The following is a 22,961-nucleotide window of genomic DNA, read 5'->3' on the forward strand; positions in this document are numbered from 1 at the left end:
TCAGTTATCAATGTTCGTTGTTGTTATTTCCAACAGCTTGTATATTTTATCATATCCTCAAGTCGTTGTCAACAACTTTTTTATTTTTCTTTGTTGTCGTTCTTTCGCGGCAGCTCTGATATCTTATCATGTCTGTCGCTTTTTGTCAACAACTTTTTCTCGGCAATTTATTCTGTCGGAGCTCAATATCACTTGGCTTTATCCGATCAGAACTGCTCTGCACGAGTCAGCTTTGTTATAATACCACCCAGCTCGAATTTTGTCAATCAGAAATTACAAATTAAATTATATTCAGACAATTTATGTTGTATTCTAAAATTGTTATATCATGCTTTTTATTTTTCACACAATACAAGAAATTCATATCACATAGCCTACGCCTGAATTGCATCCAGTGCCTCCCTGACATTTGCCACCCCGATCAGCTTCATTGCATACTTCTTCCCTACAGAAGGAAGGGATACTTTTGGCAGAATGCATACTTCAAAACCAAGTTTGGCTGCCTCTGCCACACGTTGTTCTGCCATGCTTACACCACGCACTTCCCCGCTTAATCCCACCTCGCCAAAACAGATGGTCTTCTCATCAATCGTCAGATCCAGTTTGCTTGACATAATGGCAAGCACAATTCCCAGATCAATTGCCGGTTCATTCATACGGATTCCGCCCGCGATATTTACATAAGCATCACAATCCGACAACTGCATTCCAATACGTTTTTCCAAAACTGCCATCAGCAGATTCACGCGGTTAAAGTCCGTTCCGGTCGCAGTTCTCCTCGGATTGTTGAAATAGCTGTGACAGATCAGCGCCTGAATCTCCAAAAGAATCGGACGGGTACCCTCGATGGAACATGCCACGACAGAACCGGAAGCATCCTTTGGTTTTCCGCTGAGCATATACTCGGACGGATTCTCCACCTCAACCAGTCCCTCTGTGCGCATCTCAAAAACACCGATCTCGTTCGTGGAGCCAAAACGGTTCTTCACGCCACGCAGAATCCGGTAGCTTTCATGACGGTCTCCTTCAAAATAAAGAACCGTATCCACCATATGTTCCAGTACACGTGGACCTGCCACGACCCCTTCCTTTGTCACATGCCCGACAATAAAGATCGAGATATCCATTCCTTTTGCGATCTGCATAAGAACACCTGTAGACTCACGCACCTGTGACACGCTGCCAGGCGCCGAGGAAACGTTTTCGTTATACATGGTCTGGATACTGTCGATCACCACAATCTGTGGCTTATTCCGTTCAATTACCGTGCGTATGGTGTCCAGACTGGTCTCACACAACAGTTCCAGATGATCACTGAACGTGCCAATCCGCTCTGCACGCAGTTTGATCTGCTGCAGGGACTCTTCCCCGGACACATACAGTACCGAAAGATTCTGCCCGGACAGATTCCGGCAGACTTGTAATAAAAGCGTTGATTTACCGATTCCCGGATCTCCTCCAACCAGAACGAGGGAGCCTTTTACAACTCCCCCGCCCAATACACGATCCAGCTCCGGCATGGATGTGGAAATCCGCTCCTCATCCGATGTCTTTATTGCAGAAAGCGGAACAGGTTTCGCTTCTGTCGCTGGTTTTATTTTTCCGGAAGTACTGAGTGCTTTCCGGTCCACCAGTTCCTCTACGAACGTGTTCCACTCTCTGCATGCCGGACACTGGCCCATCCATTTGGATGATTCATATCCGCAATTCTGGCAAAAAAACGCACTGGTTTTTGCTTTTGCCATATGTTATCTCTTTTCTACGCGGATTGCTACCGCATCTGCTCCTTCTAATTCTACGCTCAGGCTTAATTTGCCTCCAAGATTGGTCTTCATTGTTCCTGCAGACTTGCCATCGATATCAATCTCGTACTCTGTCTCTTCTGCCAGCTCCAATGTGATCTGTGCATCTTCCGGTCCCTCTACCGTAAAGCTGACAGTATTCTCATCCTCTGTAAAATTGGTGACAGCTGTACCCGGTACAGATTCATATACAAACAGTCCGTTACGCTCCAGCTTTGTAATCTCCTTGAACGTTTTTACTTTGTATTTATCTCCATGAAATTCGTAGTTATCAAGCTTTGCTTTCGCTCCCAGAGTGTAATCGCCGAAACTAAGGGTTCCGTTTCCTTCCGTACGAATTAATTCACTGATTGCAGCCATGATTTTTCCTCCTGTGTGGTTGATTATTTGGTTCTTAAATTATATCACTTTTTATCTTTTGATACAATGATTTCCTTGTTCTTCGTCGTCACGATCACACGGTCCCCGGTATGGATTTCTCCACGGATCAGTGCGTCTGCCAAACGGTCTTCCACCTCATCCTGCAGTTTTCTGCGCAGAGGTCTGGCACCGTATTTGCGGTCATAAGCTTTTTCAACAATAGATTCCTTTGCAGCTTCCCGTACCACCAGATCGATCTGCAACTGTTCCTTACAGCGTTTCTGTAAATCACGCACCATAATACCGATGATTTTTTTCATATCGTCTTTGTTCAACGCACGGAATACAATTGTCTCATCAATACGGTTTAAAAACTCCGGTTTAAAAATACGTTTGACTTCTTCCATCACGCTGGCTTTCATCCGCTCGTGATCCTGCTTTTCATCTTCTTTTGCACCAAAGCCAAGCTTCTTCGGCTCGATGATCGACTGTGCGCCCGCATTACTGGTCATGATGATAATGGTATTCTTGAAATCTACTTTGCGTCCCTGGGAATCTGTAATATGCCCGTCATCCAGCACCTGAAGTAAGATGTTAAACACATCCGGATGGGCTTTTTCAATTTCATCAAACAAAATCACAGAAAACGGATTTCTGCGGACTTTTTCAGAAAGCTGTCCTCCATCTTCATGGCCCACATATCCTGGCGGGGAACCAATCATTTTGGATACACTGTGTTTTTCCATATATTCCGACATATCTACCCGGATCATGGAGTCTTCATTTCCAAATACAGCTTCTGCCAGTGCTTTGGAAACTTCCGTCTTTCCGACACCGGTAGGTCCCAAAAACAGGAACGAACCGATCGGACGCTTCGGGTCTTTGAGTCCCACGCGTCCGCGACGGACAGCCTTGGAAACTGCGGATACCGCTTCTTCCTGTCCAATCACACGCTTGTGCAGCGTTTCTTCCAGTTTCTGCAGACGGGATGCCTCGCTTTCTGTCAAACGGCTGACCGGAATCTTTGTCCATCCAGCCACCACATCGGCAATCTCATTTTCGCCCACCACCGGAACTTTGTTTTTGGATACGCGGCGGTTCTTTTTTTCGAGTTTTTCCCTAGATGCCTGCAGGTTCTCCCGTGTCTCTTTCCATGTGCGGGCTTTCTCGATATCTCCCTCCTGCAGCGCATGTTCCATATCCAGTTCCGTCTGATGGATCTCGCGGTTTAACTGCATCATATCGTCAGAACCGTGCATCATTCCCAGCCGCGCCTTAGCAGCTGCCTCATCCATCAGATCAATCGCCTTATCCGGCAGAAAACGGTCATTGACATAACGGGCAGATAAACGCACGGATGCTTCCACTCCCTCATCCGTAATCTGCACATGATGATGCTTTTCATACAGCTTTCGCAGCCCTTTTAAAATCTCAATGGATTCTTCCTCTGTCGGTTCCTCCACCTGTACCGGCTGGAACCGCCGCTCGAGTGCTGCGTCTTTTTCAATATACTTGCGATACTCTTCGATCGTGGTTGCACCGATCACCTGCACATCTCCGCGTGCAAGTGCCGGTTTTAAAATATTGGACGCATCCAGTGCACCTTCTGCTCCACCTGCGCCAATAATCGTGTGCAGTTCATCAATAAACAGCAGCACGTTCCCAGCCGTTTCCACTTCATTTATCACTTTTTTAATACGGTCTTCAAATTCCCCGCGGTATTTGGATTTTGCAACGAGTCCGGACATGTCCAGAGATACCAGACGTTTATCTGCCACAATATCCGGTACGTTTCCGTTTACCAGACTCTGTGCAATTCCTTCAACGATCGCTGTCTTACCGACACCCGGCTCTCCGATCAGACACGGATTATTTTTGCCTCTGCGGCACAGGATCTGGATCACCCGTTCGGTTTCCTTTTCCCTACCAATTACCGGGTCTAACCGTCCGGCCCGCGCCATAGCTGTCAGATCGCGGGAATACTGATCGAGCGTAGGGGTAAGTGTTGCCTCCTCATTTCTTCCACGCTGGATTTCTTCCCGGTACTGTGCCGGGTCCTCTCCCATCGCAGCAAGAATATCCACAAAAAGTTTCTGTGGGTTGGCTCCCATTGTATTTAAAAGCCGGGAAGCTGCACAATCCCCCTCTTTTATGATGGCAAGCAGCAGGTGTTCGGTTCCGATCCGTTCACTGTCAAAACGGTCTGCCATCTCCCTGGCACGATCCAGCACCATCTGGGTACGCGGAGAATATCCGTCACGGTCTGCCACCGTCACCTCCTCACCTGCCGCAACCAGTTCATCAATCAGCTTAAGCAGCGCTTCCAGTTCCACATTATTGGCTGTCAGTACTTCTGCTGCTACACCGGTTCCTTCCTTGAGCAGCCCCGCCAGAATATGTTCGGTTCCGACATAGTTGCAGCCGGACGAACGGGAAAGGCGGTTCGCATAATTCAGAGCTTTTTTCGCCTTATCTGTATATGGAATCAAAATTTATACCTCCTGTTACAATTCTACAAATCAATAAATTCAATATCGTCATCGGTATCTTTTTTGGTTGTTTTCTTCTTTCTTCCGAGCATGGAGCTTCGAACTTCTTCTGCCAGTTCTTTCTGCAGCATGATATCTTCATCATCTGCATCCCGGTAATGGTCCTCCCGCTCTTTTTCCCTGTCATCGGTATCTTCTTCCGGATCATCCAGGTCATCCTCCAGATTATCGTCCAGATCATCCTCCATACCCTCTAACAGTTTATGCATAAATCCGCCTTTTTTGCGGAATGTTTCCTTTCCGTAACGCTTGGATATCCCGGTGTCATCCGGATCATCCGTTTCATACAGTTTTTCATCGTCCGGATCATCGTAATCCTCATCGTCATCATCATCGTCATAAAAATCATCATAAGGATCGTCATCATCTTTTTTTCTTTTGACGATCAGAACCACTATGATAATCAGAAGAATCAGTACAACCACAACGAACGCACAGAGAATCAGCCGCATCTGGCTTTCCGTACTCTGGAACAGGCCCGTTTCCCCTTCCTGGGTAGAAGCTTCTGCAGATGCTGTCTCTTCCCCTATGGTATGCTTATACTGGTTATAGTTCATACATACAAACGGATAAATTTCTTCCGGATCATCCAGATCCAGCATATACAAAGCACCGTTTTGTCCGTTTTCATCCACCAGATACAAAAGTCTCAGCGGTGTGTCTATTCCGTCTTTGCGCATGCACGGATACTGATTTTCCCACAAAGTCACTGTATCTTTGACAAAGCCATCCAAAACATAGCGATCCGGAATACTGTCTGTCAGATAGAGATTTGTTCCGTCAATCGTAAAATACTGCTGCCCGTCTGCCGGAGCCTGTGTCTCTCCTTTTTGCTGTGTATCCTGTGATTCCTGCTGCGCAGCTCCTCTGGTCACCTGAATGGTATAGGTCTTTTTCACACCATTTTCCGCCTGCACGACGATCTGTACTTTATTTACACCGGTTTTCAGTTTGTCTGCCCCACTGACCGAGATCACAGATGCCTTAGCATCATTTGGCTGTGCGCTGACTGCCAGAGATGTCACCTGATCTCCCACTTTTGCCTGATATTCGGTAACTTTCGACTGAAATTCCGGAGAAAGGGTTCCTTCGGAAATCGTCAGGGATGCCAGCGTATTGTCTTTTGATTTGTCATCTGCTGCCGCTGCCGAATTTTCAACAGCTACAGATACACTTGCACCTCCCACATCCACGCGGTCCCCTTCCTGATTGCCCGCAGATGGTGCGGATGCGGCAAAACTTGCAGTTCCCGCCGCATCTGCTTTAAATTTAACAGTTCCGCTTGCACGTTTGTTTCCGGAACCGTAACTTCCCAGAGTCATAGAAACCGTGCCTGCATTTACACTGGTTTCCGCTGTTGCTGACTGATAAGTAAAAAGATCTTTGGAATATGTCAGATTTACCGTTCCCGTCACCCCTGCCGGAAGTGTCACTGTCACTGCCAGAGTATCTCCTATTTTCACGGATCTGGCGCTTAAAGCAATGATCATGCTCTCCGCCTGTGCATGCACATCCGGTGTCATGATACAACTGATCAGAAATACCAGTGCCAGTACCACTCCCAGTATCCGTTTTCCTTTTGCTTTGCTTTTTTGTCTCATATGTTCTGCCTTTCTTTTACTGCCCAATGGTGATCTTCCCCTGAAGATGTTTGTTCAGATATACCAGATCAAGCACATTGACCCCATCTTTTTTGCGGTTTGTATCTGCGGCCTTAAGATAACATCCGGTAAGCTTTTGGGTACCATTCAGATGCCTGTTCAAACGGTTCAGATCTGTTTTGTTGATCTTTCCATCTCCGTTTACATCTCCATAAATCACAAGCGTATAGGAAGAAATTTTCTTGTTTTTGCTGTCATACACCTGCAGAACATTGCCGGTTGAAACGATTCCGGTAACACTCTTTTTGGATGCACTGAACAGTTTGACCGTTCCCGCGGTCACTTTAAGTTTTTTCAAAAATGTTGCCGCCTTTGTTCCCGGCGCAATCCCCGTAACCATTTTGTTTTTCAACTGATATGTTTTCGAAGTCACGGAAGTCTTCTCGGTCTCTGCCGCTGCACCAGCTTTCTTTACAATGGTAAGCGTATAGGTTTTGGATGCTCCGCTCTCCGATTTGCAGGTAACTTTACACGTATTGGTTCCCGTCTGAAGTTTTTTGGTGCCGGTTCCCGTCACAGAAGATTTCGCAGCTACCGGTGATGCACTTATGGTAACGGAGGAAACTTTGCTGTCCACGACGAGGGAATACGAAGTCGTGTCCCCGCGAAATACCGGTGTCAGTATCTGTCCGGTTACGCTGAGCGATTTCAGATAATTATTCGGATTTCCACTGGCTGTAAATGTCACTGCAGATGCCGGCATACCGGAATAAACCGGAATACGGAATACAAATGCCTGCTGCTTGTCCGCATACCCCTGTCCAAGTTTTCTGCCCTCATTGTAAGCAGCCGCAAGGTTTGCCATATACTGGTGGCTGTACAGATTCTTCTTGTTTACTACATTAAACTTCTGGAAATACAACGTATCCTGGCCCACACCAATGTAGTTTTTCGCCAGAATTTTCGCTCCTCCTTCGAGCGCTGCATAACGGGTATTCCATCCCGCTTTTTTTGCATATGCCAGTCCGTTTTTGATAACCAGTGTGGAGGTAATGCCTGCTGCTCCCACATTAAAATAGTTATAGTATCCCTCATATCCGCTGTAAGTTCCCGAAATCAGTGAACTGGTTCCTTTCAGTCCCTGCTCCTGACGCACTCTGGATGCAAGATGATACGGGCTGACCCCGGTTTCCTCACCGATATCCATAAATGCCTGCGCATAATCCAGCGCAGATCCGTCGCTGTCCTCAACCATATTCTCCATAAAGGTTCCTTTCAGGATAGAAGAAACTCCCTGCCTGGTCTGCACCTTGCTGAAACTTAAACTTTCAAATTGAAAAATATCGGTTTCATTGAGAAAATTCCGTGGATCTAAATAATAAGCGATATAGTCTGCATCAGCACCGACCCACGAAGATCCGTCATAGACCGTCCACACATTGGTGGTCCAGTCATATGCACCGTCTGCGGTGGATTTGGTTGCGTCATTTCCGGTCTTCGGAACAAGATTGACTCCATTTACACTCTCTTTGCTGACCACGGTATTCCAGTCAAGCCCGGTCTTAACCGCCTGAAACTGCCACTGCGGATATGCTGTGTGAAGTGCGGAAAGTGCACTGATGTAACTCTCCGGAAATCCTGCCGCACGCAGCTGCACGGCATAACTGCTGGCTGCTGCATCTGTACGCACACTGACTCCGGCAAGTGTTCCTGTTATAAGAATTGCCCCACAAAGCAGGGCACTCAAAAAGCGTTTTATCTTTCGCATATTCTTCCTCACCTGTTATGATCTGACTGCGCGGCATCCCAAATGCAGTGCAGTCTTTCTGTATCATTATATAGAAAAAGCATATCTGCGTCAATTCTGTGCGTTGTTCTTTTTGTTCCGGGTACAGTTACTCTCCTTTATGATGTAATGCGGACGTCTTTTGACTTCCATATAGGTTTTTGCAATATACTGTCCCATAATTCCCATACAAAACAGCTGGATTCCGCCAATGCATGTCACGATACATACCAGCGACGGCCAGCCGGCAACCGGATCCCCGAATACCAATGCGCGTACGATTTCCGCGATGATTGCAATAAAAGAAACCACGGTGAGCACCAGCCCCAGATACGAGGAAATCTTCAGCGGAACATCCGAAAAATTGATAATCCCATCAAACGAATAGCGCACAAGTTTCCAGAAATTCCACTTGGTTTCTCCCGCAGAACGTTTTACATTTTGAAATTCCAGCCACTTGGTATCATATCCGACCCAGGCAAAGATTCCTTTGGAAAACCGGTTATATTCACTGACAGAAAGAATGGAATCTACCATTGCACGGTTCATCAGACGGTAATCCCTTGCCCCGTCTGCAATCTCAATGTGGGAAAGTTTCCGCATAACTTTATAAAACATGCGTGCAAAAAACGAACGGATCTTTGGCTCTCCCTGCCGGTTCACCCGGCGGGTTGCCACATTGTCACAGTCTCCGGCTTCTAACATCGCAGCCATCTGTGGCAAGAGCGATGGCGGATCCTGCAGATCCGCATCCATCGTCGTCACATAATCCCCCTTTGCATAGGACAATCCTGCCAGCAGCGCCGCTTCTTTTCCAAAATTGCGGGAAAAAGAAAGATAGTGCACGCGCTCATCTTCTGCTGCAAGTTCCCGGATCTTTTGCAGTGTTGCATCCTTCGATCCGTCATTGACAAATAAATATTCAAAATCATAATCGCCCATTTCCCGTGTCACGCGGTTTAATTCCCGGTACAAAATCTGCAGAGATTCCTGCTCATTGTACATCGGTACGACGATACTGATGCATTTTTTCCCCATGTTTCCCCCTTGTCTTATATCTTATCCACATACTAAACAGGAATAACAGAAGCGCAGCTATGCTGATGGCAGCTCCGATCTGTACGCCCGGTGTGGTATAACGCAGCTCGATTTTGTGCGTTCCTTCTTTTAAGTGTACACCAATGAGTGCATCTGCGAAAGGCTTTATTTTCGTCTTTTTCCCATCTACATACAACGTCCATCCCTCATCTGCCGGTACCGACAGAATCAGTCTTCCCGCCTGTCTGACATCGATACTTCCAACGATCCTGCGATCTGTCATTTTTTCGAGTGACATGGTCTGTTCGCTGAGCGTCTCATACGCAGTGCACATGGCCTTGAAATTCAGGCGATACACATGGTATTCGATCGTTTCTGCATTGAGATTGGTAATATGGATCTTTGTTCCGGCTTTGCATTCTCCTAGATCCAGCAGATACCGGTGTGTGGTCTTTCCATACTGCTGCGTCCATCCGTCATCTCTTGATACCGTCAGGGAATCTGCATTGCAGGTCACATAATCCGCATAATAATATCCATCCTCGGATATATCAATTGTCGTATCCCCGGCTGCCTGCGACTGTGTACAGGCTGCCGGATAAAGCATGTCTCCTTTTGCGCCCAGCTGCTGTGCCAGGGAATTCAGGGAACCGATCCTATCAAGCATGGAAGATTCCCAGCCACGGATTGCCTTCTCGCTCATCATATAGCCAAGTGGCAGGCAGTAGTTATTCCGATAAAGATAATTTCCATTGCTGCTTCCCACAAATGTCCGCAATGGACTTTCATCCTCTGGATTGGAAGAAAGCATATATTTCACAGAAAACATAGCTGACGGAAGCGGAGAAGCACCATTATAACAGTAGAAATTCTTTCCTCCCTCCATATACAGGCTCTGGAAGAGATGGCTGACATCCAGATTCATCAGGGAAGAAAAGACCGTCGCAGAACGGTATCCGTACAGGCTGTCATCGTTTTTGGTTTTTCGCCCGCTGTCCTCCACCCGGTAAAATCCGTCATTTCCGTTATCCTCTTTTGCCTGTTGCAGCAGATCTTCGTAGTACCCCTGTTTATCCGTATATGCCACGCGGCTGGTAACGCCAAGCCCGGTTACCGCCATATTGACTGCCAGTTCTGCAATGGCAACACAAAAGGCAGCTTCCCGCAGGGCTATCCGCATTTTCTTCGGGGCAATCTTAAGCAAAAGAAGCAGGATTCCATAAACTAGGATAAACAGCATGGTAATCACAACTGCCATGTACTCCGTCACCAGTTCATCCCCGTAATATCCGGAGAGAACCATCAGTGTCAGTGCGGCAAGCACTGCTATAATGATATGCCAGCGCCTGGTTCCTTTCCATTTGCGGATCGTTGCAAATCCCATGACCAGAAGCATAAAAATATAAAGGAACGACTGTCTGCCCGGCAACGCCTGCGGAAAATGCATACCATGCCAGATATAATCCAGCTGATTATCCGCAAAGCTCACAAGGAAAAAGACAAGCATCAGCATACGCGGAACTTTTTCCTTCCAGGAGATTCTGCGGTTCAGCACATACAGCCATACCAGTACCAGGGTAAATGCCCCGGCATACAGATTCGGCCAGTGATCATTTCCCGTATAACTTGTAGTGACGGCTGCCGCACGCCCCAGCTCCGCAATAACAGAAAAATACCACTCCAGCGTTTTCGGAAAGCTGTCTTCAGCAGACCCGGAAGCAGAAAGCACGGCGATCTCCGGCAATAGCAGTACCATCGAGACAGACCCTGCCAGCAGGGAATACCATGCAAACCGTAAAAATGCTTTCAGTTTTCCTCCTTTCTGCGTAAAAAAGAGAAGAATAAAATAAAACACCAGAAAGATACAGATCATGATGGAAATGTAATAATTTGCAAACACTGACAATGCAAGTGTCACAAAATACAGTCCCGGTTTCTGCTCCCGTACCAGTTTTTCCAGTCCCACCATGATCAGAGGAAAAAGAAGGATGCAGTCCATCCACATGATATCCCAGCTGTAGGCTGCCACAAATCCGGACAATGCATATGCCGTAGAACATACAAGTGCCGGAATCACCTGATTTTTATGGAGTTTTGAGTCTTTTCCAATCAGATGAAAATGATATTTTAAGAATAAGAAAAAAGTCAGTCCGCACAGGGCAATCTTTGCCAGCACCAGTATCGTCATAAACTCGATCACATAATGTTTCGGGCAGAGCACGATCAGAAAATTAAGCGGACTCGCCAGATAATAGGCATACAGGGAAACAAAATCCGATCCCAGTCCCAGGTTCCAGGAATACTGCAGACTTCCGCCGGTTCTTAATTTATGAAGAAACTCTGTAAAAAACGGACAGTACTGATGATACATATCAATATGCAGAATACAGTTATCCCCGAAAGGATATACCCCGTTTCCGATACAGATGACCACACAGATTATAAATGGCATAAGAAATGCCATCACATAAGGAAATGACCGGTGCGACACCATCCGCGAAATCATTTTTTTCATGTTCTTACTCATCCTTTTCCTTGTTTTTTTCAAACAACTGATAATACTGAAGCTTCTTGTAAGTCTGAAGCTGTTTTTCATCGGCTCCGATCCCTTTTGTCTGCCCCGCTTCTGAGATCACCGGGTAAGTTTTGCTCAGACTTAAGAGGTAATTCTGGTATGCATTCGTCGGCACTCCTGCTGCGGTAAGTACCTGCGCCGCAAGATAATTCAGACTCGTATTTTTATCTTTCGCTCCCTCGATCCCATAATTACTCCACACCAGATAAGGTACGAGATAACGTTTTTGTGTCTCTACCTGTGCCCCGTTTTCCACGACAGAAGCCACTGTATCATTCGGCTGATGATCCCCGAAAAATACGATGATCGTCCTGTCATCCACTTTGGAAAAATAATCAATCAGATTTTCGAGTGCCTGATCGGTCTTGTGGATCAGTGTCAGGTACTGATTGAGCGGTTCGCTGGCATATTGTGACTGGATATCATTCGTCAGATTCATATAGGTATCGGTATATCCGCCATGATTCTGCATCGTCACATTGAAAATAAAGGCCGGTTTGCCAGAGGCTTTGTTTTTCTCATAAGTTTCTATAATGTGCTCCATATCCGATGCATCGCTGATATAATTGCGCACATAGGAGACATCCCTGTAATCTTCCATAAAATCCAGATTGTCAAATCCAAGCAGAGGATACACTTTATCCCGGTTCCATCCGCTGGCCTGATACGGATGCTGTGCATAGGTCGCATATCCTAAGGATTTCAGATAACCTGCTAAAGACGGTGTCCTGCTCTTGATGTACTGCTGATACGGAATACTTCCGTTCGGAAGGAATGCCATCGTATTGCCTGTCAGAAATTCAAATTCCGAATCCGCAGTGTTTCCCCCACACACAGATGTCTGGACATATCCCGTGACCGTGTTTTTCTCCCCCTGCTGCATCCGGTGCATAAACGGCATGTAATCCTCATTGGTTTCTAACGGTCCCAGCACTTTTAAATCCGAAAATGCCTCATCCATGATGACAATGATGTTGGGCAGATCCTGTGTGTCGGTTTCTGTTGTTTTCGTTTCGTATTTCGCCAGCGTCTCTTTTGCTTCATCCGCATCGTATCCTGCCGGACGCTCCACTGCCACATAGGCAAGATCCATGGCAAAGGTCACCGCCATGCCATTTACTTTTGTCATATATGCCGGTGTGAACAGAAACGGATACAGATAATGTTTTGTCTGAAACGATTCCTGCTGCAGGGCATTGACAAATGTACACAATACCAGTCCCACCAGTACGATACTCCCCAGCCTTATTTTCCAGGAAAAACGCGGGCCTTTTTTAAAAAGGCGGGTCAGCACAAATAATGCAATAAAAACAAGTGTAACAATCACCATGCGCCGGTCCGGTGTAAAATCATAGTTTCCAGCCACACTGGCTGCTGTTCCAGCCGAAAACAGATCCCACGGAACAAACGGTGTGGAACGGAATTTCATCACATAATGATTGGTAATTCCAAACGCCACAGCAAGTCCGTACAGCACTCTGGACGCAAAACACATTCTTCCGGTCAGAAAATATAACATCCATCCGATCAGCTCAAACAAAAAAATATTAAAAAGCTGTGCTCCCACACGCACTTCCGCAAACGGATTGTGTTCATAACACTCCATCAGGTAAAAAGCAAACACCGGAACCACGGCATACCATAACAGCCATATGCCCTTCTGTTTCCACCCTTCTGTCCGTTTCTGTGCGTTGTTTTTCTCCCTTTTTGTCTGCTTGCGTGCGACTGTCTGCTCCATGTTCCCTAACATAAAAATGAGTATGGCTCCTTCCATTCCTTCCATTTCCATCGCTTTCATACGATTTTATCTGAATAGAATTTTACCACACTCATTCTGCTTTTAAAACGCATTTCACATTTTTATCATAATTTCATTCTAGTAATTGGATAACACCAGACGCTCCCGGTATGCACGATCCATACCATCGATCACGCGGCGTGCCTGCCCGTATCTGCGTGGATTGATGGTGATCACCCAGAGGGTATCTGCCCCCTGGTAGGTTTCCCTCTTGAAAAAAGGAATCTTTTTACTGTTCTTTGTAAATGGAATGTGCTGTTCAAGCAGTGCCTCCGCCGTATGTGTACTCACTCTGGAATTGGTGGTACGGCACAGTTCCACGTCGTTATCCTTATAATTTCCAAGTTTCATCGTCATGCTTTTTGCATCTTCCTCCTCACGTGACTTTTACCTCAATCTCCCTGCCAAGTCCTCCTGCAACTTTTTCCAGAAAGTCCAGACTCGGATTATATCTCCCGCTCTCCAGACGGGAAATATTTGACTTTCTGGTACCGACTTTTTCTGCGAGCCGTTCCTGTGTCATCCCCTGCTCCTTTCGCACCTGCCGAAGCTGGGCTGCAATTTCCTGTCTGGCGTGATTATGTTCCTGCATATCCGCCCCCTTACACCTTTATAAATCGTGCTCATGTATTCTAAAGTTATCATATATGATAACTTCTGTCAATGAACCAAAAGTCCTATTCCCGAAATCATAAAAAGGCTTGCAAATGCGTCTTTCATATGTTAATATAATATTTGTTCGCGCCGGCATGTCGGAATTGGCAGACGAGGCAGACTCAAAATCTGTTGATGGCAACATCGTGTGGGTTCAAGTCCCACTGCCGGCATATAAAAGACCTCAGGTTTCCAATCGGAAATCTGAGGTCTTTCTTTTTGCGGCACATCGTTTTCTTAAACCAACAGAGGACGCATCCCGTTTTCCCCGGGATTTGCGTCCTCTGTTATTTTATCTGTACATCCTAACTCTTTTATTTTGTGATCCTGATATCATCAAAACAGTCAAATGTTGCAAAGTAATCTTCCGGTGTCTCTGCACGGCGGATCATCTTCACACTTCCGTCTTCTTTGAGCAGTAATTCTGCAGAACGAAGACGTCCATTGTAATTATATCCCATGGAAAATCCATGTGCTCCGGTATCGTGGATCACAAGATAATCTCCCATGTCGATCTCTGGCAGTTTCCGGTCAACCGCGAACTTATCGCAGTTCTCGCAAAGACTTCCTGTCACATCATACACGTGATCGCATGGTGCATTTTCTTTTCCAAGAACCGTAATGTGATGATATGCCCCATAAATTGCCGGACGCATCAGGTTTGCTGCACATGCATCCACACCAATATACTCTTTGTAGATATGTTTCTCATGGATGGCCTTCGTCACAAGGCATCCGTAAGGTCCGAGCATGAAACGTCCCATCTCGGTATAAATGGATACATCCCCAAGTCCTGCCGGAACTAAGATCTCATCGAACTTTTTGTGCACACCTTCTCCGATGACAGCGATATCATTCGGCTCCTTGTCCGGTGTATAAGGGATTCCCACACCACCGGAAAGATTTACGAATCTGATATCACATCCGGTCTTTTCCTTTAATTCCACGATCAGTTCAAACAGTTCTCCTGCAAGCTTCGGATAGTATTCGTTTGTGACGGTATTGCTGGCAAGAAATGCATGGACACCGAAATGCTTTGCTCCCTTATCCTTTAAAATCTTAAACGCTTCGATGAGCTGATCCTTTGTCATGCCGTATTTGGAATCTCCAGGGTTGTCCATGATTCCGTTGCTCAGTTCAAATACTCCGCCTGGATTGTAACGGCAGCTGATGGTCTCCGGAATATGACCGATCGTTTCTTCTAAGAAATCAATATGGGTGAAATCATCCAGATTGATGATTGCCCCAAGTTCATCCGCATAGGCAAATTCCTCTGCCGGCGTATCATTTGAAGAAAACATAATATGCTTTCCGTCAAATCCACAGGACTTTGCAAGCATCAGTTCTGTGTAAGAGGAACAGTCACATCCCATATCATATTCCTGTAAAATTTTTAAGATATATGGGTTTGGGGTTGCTTTCACTGCAAAATACTCGCGGAATCCCGGATTCCATGCAAAAGCTTCCTTTACTTTTTTTGCATTCTCACGAATGCCTTTTTCATCATATAAATGAAACGGTGTCGGGTATGTTTTGACGATCTCCTCCACCTGACTCTTTGTTACAAACGGCTTTTTCTCCATAATCTGGCTCCTTTATCTACACTTTTTCGTCTGATGTTATGCTACAACAACTCTATTACAAATTCAAGCAATTTTCGCCTTTTCCTTTTATTTTTCCACAGATTATGATATGATATGCATGATCGAATGTTAGATTAAGCGAACGAAAGATGAGGAAAATCATGGGTGTAACAGTTTTACCTTATATTGATCAGACACAGACAGCCAGGCTGCAGGAAGCAGCTTCTGCCAATATACAGACACCGAAAAATACGGATGAAGCCGTCACCACATTTAAGGAATGTCTGGCTTCCGCTGAGCGCAGCGTACAGGCCATGGCAGTGGACGCACTGCTTGCCGCCAGCAACAGTGGTGCCGTTTCCCTGGATACGGTACAGCAGATCCTTGGATTTACCCCGCAGACCGATGCACCGGTTGATACGTCTCCGGTCACGGATACCCCGGCAATTTCCAGTTCTTCTGCAACAAATAGTACCACCTCCTCCGGCAGTGTTTCTTCTCCGGAGAACCTCGAAGAATATTTCAAAGAAGCTTCTGAAACATACGGTGTGGATATCAACCTGCTCAAAGCCATTGCCAGGCAGGAATCCAATTTCAATCCATCCGCAACCAGCTCTGCCGGTGCCATGGGTGTCATGCAGCTGATGCCGTCCACCGCAAAAGGACTTGGTGTTACAAATGCATACGATGCACAGGAAAATATTATGGGTGGTGCCAAACTGATGGCGCAGAACTTAAAGAAATACAACGGAGATGTTTCCCTTGCGCTTGCCGCATACAATGCCGGTGGTGGAAATGTCGACAAGTACGGTGGGATTCCACCGTTTAAGGAAACACAAAATTATGTCAAAAAGGTGCTTGGTTATTATCAGAATTCCAACGCTTAATTTCTAAAAAGAACCCGTAAAGACGAACGCTCTGCTGTTCATCTTCACGGGTTTTTTACTGCCTAAAGAAAATCTGATTATAATTTGAATTTGGAAAGAAGATCTCCAAGACTTGTTCCGGCCGTTTCATTTGAGCTGTACTCGATTGCCTCTGCCTCTTCTTCCTCCTGCGGCTTTTCCATAATATCTTCCAGCGCTTTCATGCTCAGGCTGACTTTTCCATCGTTGGTATTTAAAATCTTCGCCTTTACTTTCTGTCCCTCTTTTAAAACTTCATGAACGGAAGAGATCCGCTTCTGGCTGATCTGTGAAATATGAACCAGACCGCTGATGCCATTCCCGATATTGATGAATGCTCCGTATGGCATAATGGATTCTACGGTTCCCTCTACCACAGATCCAGGCACAAGCATGGCAATCCGATGATTTCTTTCTTCCTCGCGCTCCTGTCTTGCCACAACTTTTCCGGACAATACCAGTTTATTCTTCTCAGGATCTACGGTAATCACAACGACACGCACATCTTTTCCGATCCATGCATCCGTGTCTTCCACATAATCTGCGGACAACTGGGATGCCGGAATGAATGCACGGATTCCTTCTAAGAATGCAACCACACCACTCGGCACACTCTCTTTGATCCGGACAGTCACAACCGTCTGCTGCTCCATCATCTCCCTGAGTTTATCCCAGGCAAGCACTTCGTTTGCTTCCTTTTTCGACAATTCGATGTTTCCGTGTCCGTCATCTGTACGCACAACCGTTGCCTCGATGATGTCTCCCGGCTGTAATTCTTCCTTCGCATGAAAATCCGGATCATTGCTCAGATTTTCAATTTTGATAATTCCCGGTGCATAATAATTCAGGTCAAGTGTCACTTCTTCATCGGTTACTGCTACCACAGCTCCACTGACAATATCTCCTTCGTTAATCGTGCGGAAAGAACGTTCCAGCTCCTTTTCATAATCCTTCATTGATTCCATCTGCAAAACCTCCTTTAAAATATCTGAAAAATTGCAAAACGGCAGAACCCCAAAGGATTCCACCGTTTTATGAAGCGAGCTGATGACGGGAATTGAACCCGTGACCCCTTCCTTACCAAGGAAGTGCTCTACCTCTGAGCCACATCAGCATCTCGTTGACCGCGTCAACTCCTACATCATACATGGTATTTTCTAAATTGTCAAGAATTTTTTAATTATTTTATCAGATTACAGTTCCCAGCGTGTTGCCGTTTTCCCCTGATGTGATCCGCAATGATTACAGCCCGGAAAACATGCCCCTATGGGTCAGGGCTGTAATCATGCAATCATTTGCACCGCAGTGCAAAGCCTGACAGTATAACGCGTGGTTATCAGACAATTTTTAAATTTCAATTACATATCTCTCATATGCATTGATCACTTTGGTATCTCCGATGAAATCCTCCCGCGGAATATCCCTTCCATAATTCATATGCATATGTCCATGTACAAAATATTTCGGATGGTATTTGTTAATCACACGATAAAATGCATCAAACCCTTTATGGCAAAGATCTTCCCCATCATGCATACCGCCTGCCGGGGCATGTGTCACCAAAATATCAATGCCCCCTTTTCGGCGTATTTTCCAGAAAAGTCTCCGGATGCGGCGTTCCATCTGCACTTCCGTATACTGGTTCACCCCTGGTTTATAACGGTAAGATCCTCCCAGTCCGAGAATCCTTATCCCATGAAACATATACACGGTATCTTCAATACAGATACATCCCTCCGGGGGCTTTCTTTTGTACTTATCATCATGGTTTCCATGCACATACAATACCGGAACTGCAATCATCGTTGCGATAAATGACAGATAATCTGCTTTCAGGTCACCACAAGAAATTACCAGGTCAATATCCGCATAGTCTTCTTTTCGAAAGAAATCCCAGATTTTCTGAGATTCTTCATCTGCTATTACTAGTATCTTCATTTTTTCATTTTTTCCTCTACACCTTTTATCTGGACAACCGGACGTGCCTCTGCACGTAATTCTCCCATTGTCGGTATCTCCCCAATGACATTATCTGTCAGCCAGTCCATCTCCATGATGGCTTCCGGTTTCATGGCTTTATCCTTCTTGTTTTTGAGTGTCCCGTCCTGTGCACGGATTTCTCCGTAAAACGGCACAATATCTCCCTTTTTAATATCACTCTTTAAGTGATCCACCAGACGCTTGACCCCGGTCGGTACATTCTTCGAACAGATCAGGTCAATCACACCCGCAGACATTCCCCACCAGTAGTTGAGTGCCCTGCCCTCAGAATTTTCTTCCGACTGGTAAGATCCCGCAAGAATACTCTGGATCATTTTTTCATAGAATACACCCCAGTTCCAGAGTGGCATCACCAGATTCAGTTTCCTTCCATCCTCCGAACACTCATACAGCCCAAACTGCCTGCCCGGATCGCGCGGTGTAATCATATCCTGATCCGATACCACCTGAATATTGTTGTCCTTTAAGAACCGTTCCCTGTCATAATTTTCACTGGTGGACCATGCAAGATAAATCCTTGCCCGTGGATTGGTAAAACTTGCTCCCAGCGCAAAGGCATTAATATTTGCGATCATTCCGTATATCGGGTAATCTGCAATATATGCAATCCTGTCATTTTCTGCCAGTGCCCCCGCAATCATTCCCGAAAGGAATTTTGCTTCATACATCCGGGCATAATACGTGCGGATATACTTATGCGAAGTATTCAGACTGCAGTTTAAAATCTTTACATCCGGATGATCCACAGCCACTTTCAGACTGTCTTTCATCATCTGCGGTGCCACCTCAAATATAATATCTGCCCCCTGACGGATCACGTCATTCAGCACCTGCTCCGTGCGTTCCTCCGTCACATCATTGACACAGATGGTCTTCATCTGATCCGGGAACGTCTCTTCCAGATAATTGCGCCCAAGGTCATGCGCATAAATCCAGTCGGATGTATCCGGTGATTTTGGATACAGGAATGCCACGGTAAATTTCTTTGCTGACGATGGCATAAAGTAACTGAAGATGCTTCTTCCCTTACGCTCTTCTGCCGCCAGCGGATCCATGACCAGACCAACGCTCTGTTTCTCTGTGAGCATGACAAACTCATTCCAGCATTTCACAATATTTAAACTCAGCTCATCATCCGACATGCCAAGAACCGTATGGTAACCGTATACATTGATAAATGCAGTCAGCGCATCCCCCACCCGGATCGGCAGTTTGCGCCCTCCGCGGAACTCATATGCCTTTGTGAAATGATTAACCAGACTGTTAAATTCCATTCGGGTATCCGCATCCCATATGGCAGTGGATCCCATCAGTGCAAGCAGTTTATCCGCCATACCGGTTTTGGAAAATTCGATATTGTTCAATCCCGAAATCTGATTAAACTTCATATATTCATAATATAATTTTACGTCCTCATCCTCGGAATACTTTGGAATCTTACGTGTCACGTTGGCGACAATGGAATCTGCCTTAAAATACTTCAGTACACTGACACGCTTGTTTCCCTCCACCACATAATAACGGTTCATATATTCATAAGCAATAATCGGATCCCGGATGCCTTCGTTTACCTGTGCATCGGACAGCGCGGTCCATTTGAATGCAAACTCTGTATCCACATCGAGGATCGGCATAAAATTGGCTGCAAAAGAATACGTTCTTCCTTTCGTCGCCGTACCAACCACAAAATCCAATGGTATCTGCATCAGCCCCATATTCTGTTCCGTCTGGATATTTTCTCTGGATAAAATATCATCCAGAACCGGCAGATAGGGAAAGCGCCCCTGCGAAACACATGCCTTATATTCTTTTTTTCCAAGTTTGAGTGCTTCCTGATATTCGATATCTCCCATTTTTTCTCCTTTCTACGATTATTCCATGTTTTTGTTATTCCAATTTTACCACATCTGTGTTATGATACCAATGAAAAGTGAAAAAAAGCAAAGATTTTCTTTCTTTATGTGCTAAAATTTGCTATAATCAAATGTAGTAATAGGTACTATGGAGGAAATTCTATGGAGAATATCACGAAAGAACAGGCTGATATCATCGGTGAAGTTGCAAATATCTGTACAGGTACTGCGGCTACCGCCCTCAGTATGATCATCAACCGTTCAACAAACATTACCACTCCGCTTGTAGAAGTACTGGACAAAGAAAACACGCTGGAAAGTGACAACCATATTCTGGTCAAAGTTCCATACACAAGCGGCTTAGACGGGACAAATCTTATGGTACTGGATGTTCAGGATGCGCTGGTCATTGCAAGTCTTATGATGGGCGGTGACGGTCGTAATCTTTCCAATCTGCAGCTCGATGATCTCACGTTATCAGCAATTGCAGAAGCCATGAACCAGATGTGTGGATCCATTGCCACATCTATGGCGTCACTGTTATCCAGGCCGACAGATATTGGATTTCCGCTTATCAATTCAAAGGATCGCAAGACTTTCGAGATTCCGGATGAACTATGTAATGGAACGGATATCGTCAAGGTCACTTTTCGACTGACCGTGGAAGACCTGATCGATAGCGAGCTGATACAGTTATACCCTATCAGCATAGTAAAACAGATTTTAAAACAGGAGGATATATAAATGGCAAAGATATTAATCGTTGATGATGCAGCATTCATGCGAATGATGCTCAAGGACATTCTGACAAAGGGCGGATTTGAGATCGCTGGTGAAGCAGCAGACGGTGTAGAGGCCGTTGCAAAGTATAACGAGCTGAAACCAGATCTGGTTACTCTTGACATCACGATGCCAAACAAAGACGGTATTCAGGCACTCAAGGAGATCAAAGCAGCTGATCCAAACGCTACATGCGTTATGTGTTCTGCAATGGGACAGCAGTCCATGGTTATTGAGGCAATCCAGTCCGGCGCAAAGGATTTCATTGTTAAGCCATTTCAGGCAGACCGTGTATTAGAGTCCATCCGAAAAGTATTAGGATAAATCTTATCATATTAAAAAAGGAGCACCATATATGGATGCTCCTTTTCTATTTCTTGTTTTTGTAATCGTCTATTCTTATTTTCTGACAAAATACAGTTCTTTTACAATTGCCGGAGTTGCTGCAGGGCATCATTTTTCAAAATACAGATGCCGTGTTCCTGTATGAACGCTTTCCGCTCCGCTCCAACAAGAATATCCTGTGCATATTCATCCGTCAGATTCGAGAGTCTCCTTAAACTGCCCTCTTCCATACCGGAAAATGTAAGGATCAGCATATAGCGATCCTCGTATTTATAAAGCTGACCCGTAGGCAGATCCGGTGGCATAATGTTTTTTGCATAACGGAGCAGCCTATCAAAATCCGCAAACACAATCGTGGCATAAACAGGAACCTGATCCGGATTTCCCTCGTTTTGCCGTGCTTCATTAATCTGTGCCCACTTCTGCTGTGGAATTGCATTCATTAGTCCATTGACAATATCTTTCAGATGCTCCATCATTTCATCCGACCCCGGATGCTCCGAAAACGTAAGTGCCAGCGTATGGTCTGACATAAAATCAGCACGCACTGTCTTGATGCCCAGTTCAAATTTTGTCTCAAAACTCTGTTCTGCCATATCAAAAATCTGGTTCATAAATTCCTGCGTCCGCTCCCCATTGCTCATAATTTCCTCAATGGTGTATCCCAGATCCTGAATTTCCTGTTCTGATATTACACAACGAATGGTATGTTTTCCAATTTTTGAAAACTTCATACGCTCACCCTCTTTCCTCCAGATGATTCATCTGCCTGATCTTTTGACGTATTCTCTGTAATGCATTGTCGACAGATTTCGGGCTTTTCTTCATCAGCCCTGCGATCTGCATATAGTTATTTCCGTCCAGATAAAATTGCAACACCTGTTTTTCCATCGAACTTAACCGGCTGTTCACCCGGTTCCACAACTCCCTGGACACTTCCTGTTCGATCACCAGCTGCTCCGGGCTGCTGGTAAACCCAATACTGCCTTCTGCCCCCTGCTCAAAAAAAGATAAATAGGAATTCAAAGGCTGATGCTTTTTTCTGTTGGATGCCTCTATTGCAGAATACAGCTGACGGTGAATACACAACCCTGCAAAATGGAAAAAACTGCTGTCTTTGTCCAGACAAAAATCCCGGATGGCCTTAAACAATCCAATCATGCCTTCCTGAATCAGATCATCGGTTTCTCCTCCGATCAGATACATGGCATTGGCATATTTGCGGACAAGCGGCTTATATTTTTCGAGAATATAGTCCGTGATCTCTGTTTCTCCCTGCCGGAGTCTTTCAATCAATTCCTCATCCGTACAAGCATCATACTTCATTCTTT

19 protein-coding genes and 2 tRNA genes are annotated in these 22,961 nt (G+C 45.5%); 4 read left to right on the plus strand and 17 right to left on the minus strand.

What is annotated here, in order from left to right; genetic code table 11:
* Window positions 1–374: 374 nt before the first annotated feature.
* The 10 genes from radA to DXD06_RS12535 form a co-directional block, all read right to left on the minus strand.
* Window positions 375–1,745: a DNA repair protein RadA gene (radA, locus tag DXD06_RS12490; RefSeq protein WP_022046079.1), complete on the minus strand. Its 1,371-nt coding sequence runs from the start codon at window positions 1,743–1,745 to the stop codon at window positions 375–377.
* A 3-nt stretch (window positions 1,746–1,748) separates the two neighbouring features.
* The gene (locus tag DXD06_RS12495; RefSeq protein ID WP_022046078.1) at window positions 1,749–2,162 is read right to left on the minus strand and encodes a hypothetical protein; all 414 of its coding nucleotides are present in this window, start codon (window positions 2,160–2,162) and stop codon (window positions 1,749–1,751) included.
* Between the two features lie 44 nt (window positions 2,163–2,206).
* Window positions 2,207–4,654 carry an ATP-dependent Clp protease ATP-binding subunit gene (locus DXD06_RS12500; protein WP_117832191.1) on the minus strand — a complete coding sequence of 816 codons (2,448 nt, stop codon included), beginning with the start codon at window positions 4,652–4,654 and terminating at the stop codon, window positions 2,207–2,209.
* Between the two features lie 20 nt (window positions 4,655–4,674).
* Window positions 4,675–6,339: a cadherin-like beta sandwich domain-containing protein gene (locus DXD06_RS12505; RefSeq protein ID WP_117832192.1), complete on the minus strand. Its 1,665-nt coding sequence runs from the start codon at window positions 6,337–6,339 to the stop codon at window positions 4,675–4,677.
* Window positions 6,329–8,080 carry a dockerin type I domain-containing protein gene (locus DXD06_RS12510; RefSeq protein WP_117832194.1) on the minus strand — a complete coding sequence of 584 codons (1,752 nt, stop codon included), beginning with the start codon at window positions 8,078–8,080 and terminating at the stop codon, window positions 6,329–6,331. The genes DXD06_RS12505 and DXD06_RS12510 overlap by 11 nt, the downstream gene beginning before the upstream one ends.
* 90 nt (window positions 8,081–8,170) lie before the next feature.
* Window positions 8,171–9,136 (minus strand): glycosyltransferase family 2 protein, encoded by a 966-nt coding sequence (locus DXD06_RS12515; RefSeq protein ID WP_117832196.1) that lies wholly within the window; start codon window positions 9,134–9,136, stop codon window positions 8,171–8,173.
* On the minus strand, window positions 9,093–11,651 hold the full coding sequence (locus tag DXD06_RS12520; protein ID WP_243001069.1) for a YfhO family protein: 2,559 nt from the start codon (window positions 11,649–11,651) through the stop codon (window positions 9,093–9,095). The genes DXD06_RS12515 and DXD06_RS12520 overlap by 44 nt, the downstream gene beginning before the upstream one ends.
* A gap of 4 nt (window positions 11,652–11,655) precedes the next feature.
* Window positions 11,656–13,461 (minus strand): LTA synthase family protein, encoded by a 1,806-nt coding sequence (locus DXD06_RS12525; RefSeq protein WP_243001071.1) that lies wholly within the window; start codon window positions 13,459–13,461, stop codon window positions 11,656–11,658.
* Between the two features lie 126 nt (window positions 13,462–13,587).
* A complete protein-coding gene (locus DXD06_RS12530) occupies window positions 13,588–13,866 on the minus strand; it encodes a hypothetical protein (protein ID WP_117832198.1) in 279 nt (92 codons plus the stop codon).
* A 19-nt stretch (window positions 13,867–13,885) separates the two neighbouring features.
* Window positions 13,886–14,101, minus strand: a complete 216-nt coding sequence (locus tag DXD06_RS12535) for a helix-turn-helix domain-containing protein (protein WP_022046070.1) — start codon at window positions 14,099–14,101, stop codon at window positions 13,886–13,888.
* A gap of 151 nt (window positions 14,102–14,252) precedes the next feature.
* Between DXD06_RS12535 and DXD06_RS12540 the strand changes: the two genes are divergently transcribed.
* Window positions 14,253–14,336, plus strand: a tRNA-Leu gene (locus DXD06_RS12540).
* A 141-nt stretch (window positions 14,337–14,477) separates the two neighbouring features.
* On the opposite strand, the gene DXD06_RS12545 is transcribed toward DXD06_RS12540, so the two are convergent.
* Complete coding sequence (locus DXD06_RS12545; RefSeq protein ID WP_022046069.1) at window positions 14,478–15,746, minus strand: diaminopimelate decarboxylase; 1,269 nt, start codon at window positions 15,744–15,746, stop codon at window positions 14,478–14,480.
* 161 nt (window positions 15,747–15,907) lie between these two features.
* Here DXD06_RS12545 and DXD06_RS18190 point away from each other — a divergent pair, with 161 nt between their 5' ends.
* Window positions 15,908–16,633 (plus strand): lytic transglycosylase domain-containing protein, encoded by a 726-nt coding sequence (locus DXD06_RS18190; protein ID WP_117832200.1) that lies wholly within the window; start codon window positions 15,908–15,910, stop codon window positions 16,631–16,633.
* 77 nt (window positions 16,634–16,710) lie between these two features.
* Here the strand turns inward: DXD06_RS18190 and DXD06_RS12555 are convergent, their stop codons facing one another.
* The 4 genes from DXD06_RS12555 to DXD06_RS12570 all read right to left on the minus strand — a co-directional run bounded on the left by DXD06_RS12555 (window position 16,711) and on the right by DXD06_RS12570 (window position 20,505).
* Window positions 16,711–17,616, minus strand: a complete 906-nt coding sequence (locus DXD06_RS12555; RefSeq protein WP_117832201.1) for a 30S ribosomal protein S1 — start codon at window positions 17,614–17,616, stop codon at window positions 16,711–16,713.
* A 77-nt stretch (window positions 17,617–17,693) separates the two neighbouring features.
* Window positions 17,694–17,765 (minus strand) — tRNA-Thr (locus DXD06_RS12560).
* Between the two features lie 233 nt (window positions 17,766–17,998).
* Window positions 17,999–18,589: a metallophosphoesterase family protein gene (locus tag DXD06_RS12565; RefSeq protein WP_117832203.1), complete on the minus strand. Its 591-nt coding sequence runs from the start codon at window positions 18,587–18,589 to the stop codon at window positions 17,999–18,001.
* Entirely contained in the window at window positions 18,586–20,505 is a 1,920-nt protein-coding gene (locus DXD06_RS12570; RefSeq protein WP_117832205.1) for a BMP family ABC transporter substrate-binding protein, read from the minus strand. Before DXD06_RS12570 ends, DXD06_RS12565 begins: the two co-directional genes overlap by 4 nt.
* Before the next feature lie 162 nt (window positions 20,506–20,667).
* Between DXD06_RS12570 and DXD06_RS12575 the strand changes: the two genes are divergently transcribed.
* Together DXD06_RS12575 and DXD06_RS12580 are read left to right on the plus strand one after the other, a co-directional pair.
* Window positions 20,668–21,249 (plus strand): chemotaxis protein CheC, encoded by a 582-nt coding sequence (locus DXD06_RS12575; RefSeq protein ID WP_022046064.1) that lies wholly within the window; start codon window positions 20,668–20,670, stop codon window positions 21,247–21,249.
* Window positions 21,250–21,609 (plus strand): response regulator, encoded by a 360-nt coding sequence (locus DXD06_RS12580; protein ID WP_022046063.1) that lies wholly within the window; start codon window positions 21,250–21,252, stop codon window positions 21,607–21,609.
* A gap of 101 nt (window positions 21,610–21,710) precedes the next feature.
* Here the strand turns inward: DXD06_RS12580 and DXD06_RS12585 are convergent, their stop codons facing one another.
* Both DXD06_RS12585 and DXD06_RS12590 read right to left on the minus strand, forming a co-directional pair.
* Window positions 21,711–22,364 (minus strand): adaptor protein MecA, encoded by a 654-nt coding sequence (locus DXD06_RS12585; RefSeq protein ID WP_055066874.1) that lies wholly within the window; start codon window positions 22,362–22,364, stop codon window positions 21,711–21,713.
* Window positions 22,365–22,368: 4 nt separating this feature from the next.
* Entirely contained in the window at window positions 22,369–22,956 is a 588-nt protein-coding gene (locus DXD06_RS12590; RefSeq protein WP_117832207.1) for a sigma-70 family RNA polymerase sigma factor, read from the minus strand.
* Window positions 22,957–22,961: the final 5 nt, after the last annotated feature.

The sequence above is a fragment of the Roseburia sp. TF10-5 genome (assembly GCF_003462365.1).
GTDB lineage: Bacteria > Bacillota > Clostridia > Lachnospirales > Lachnospiraceae > Roseburia > Roseburia faecis.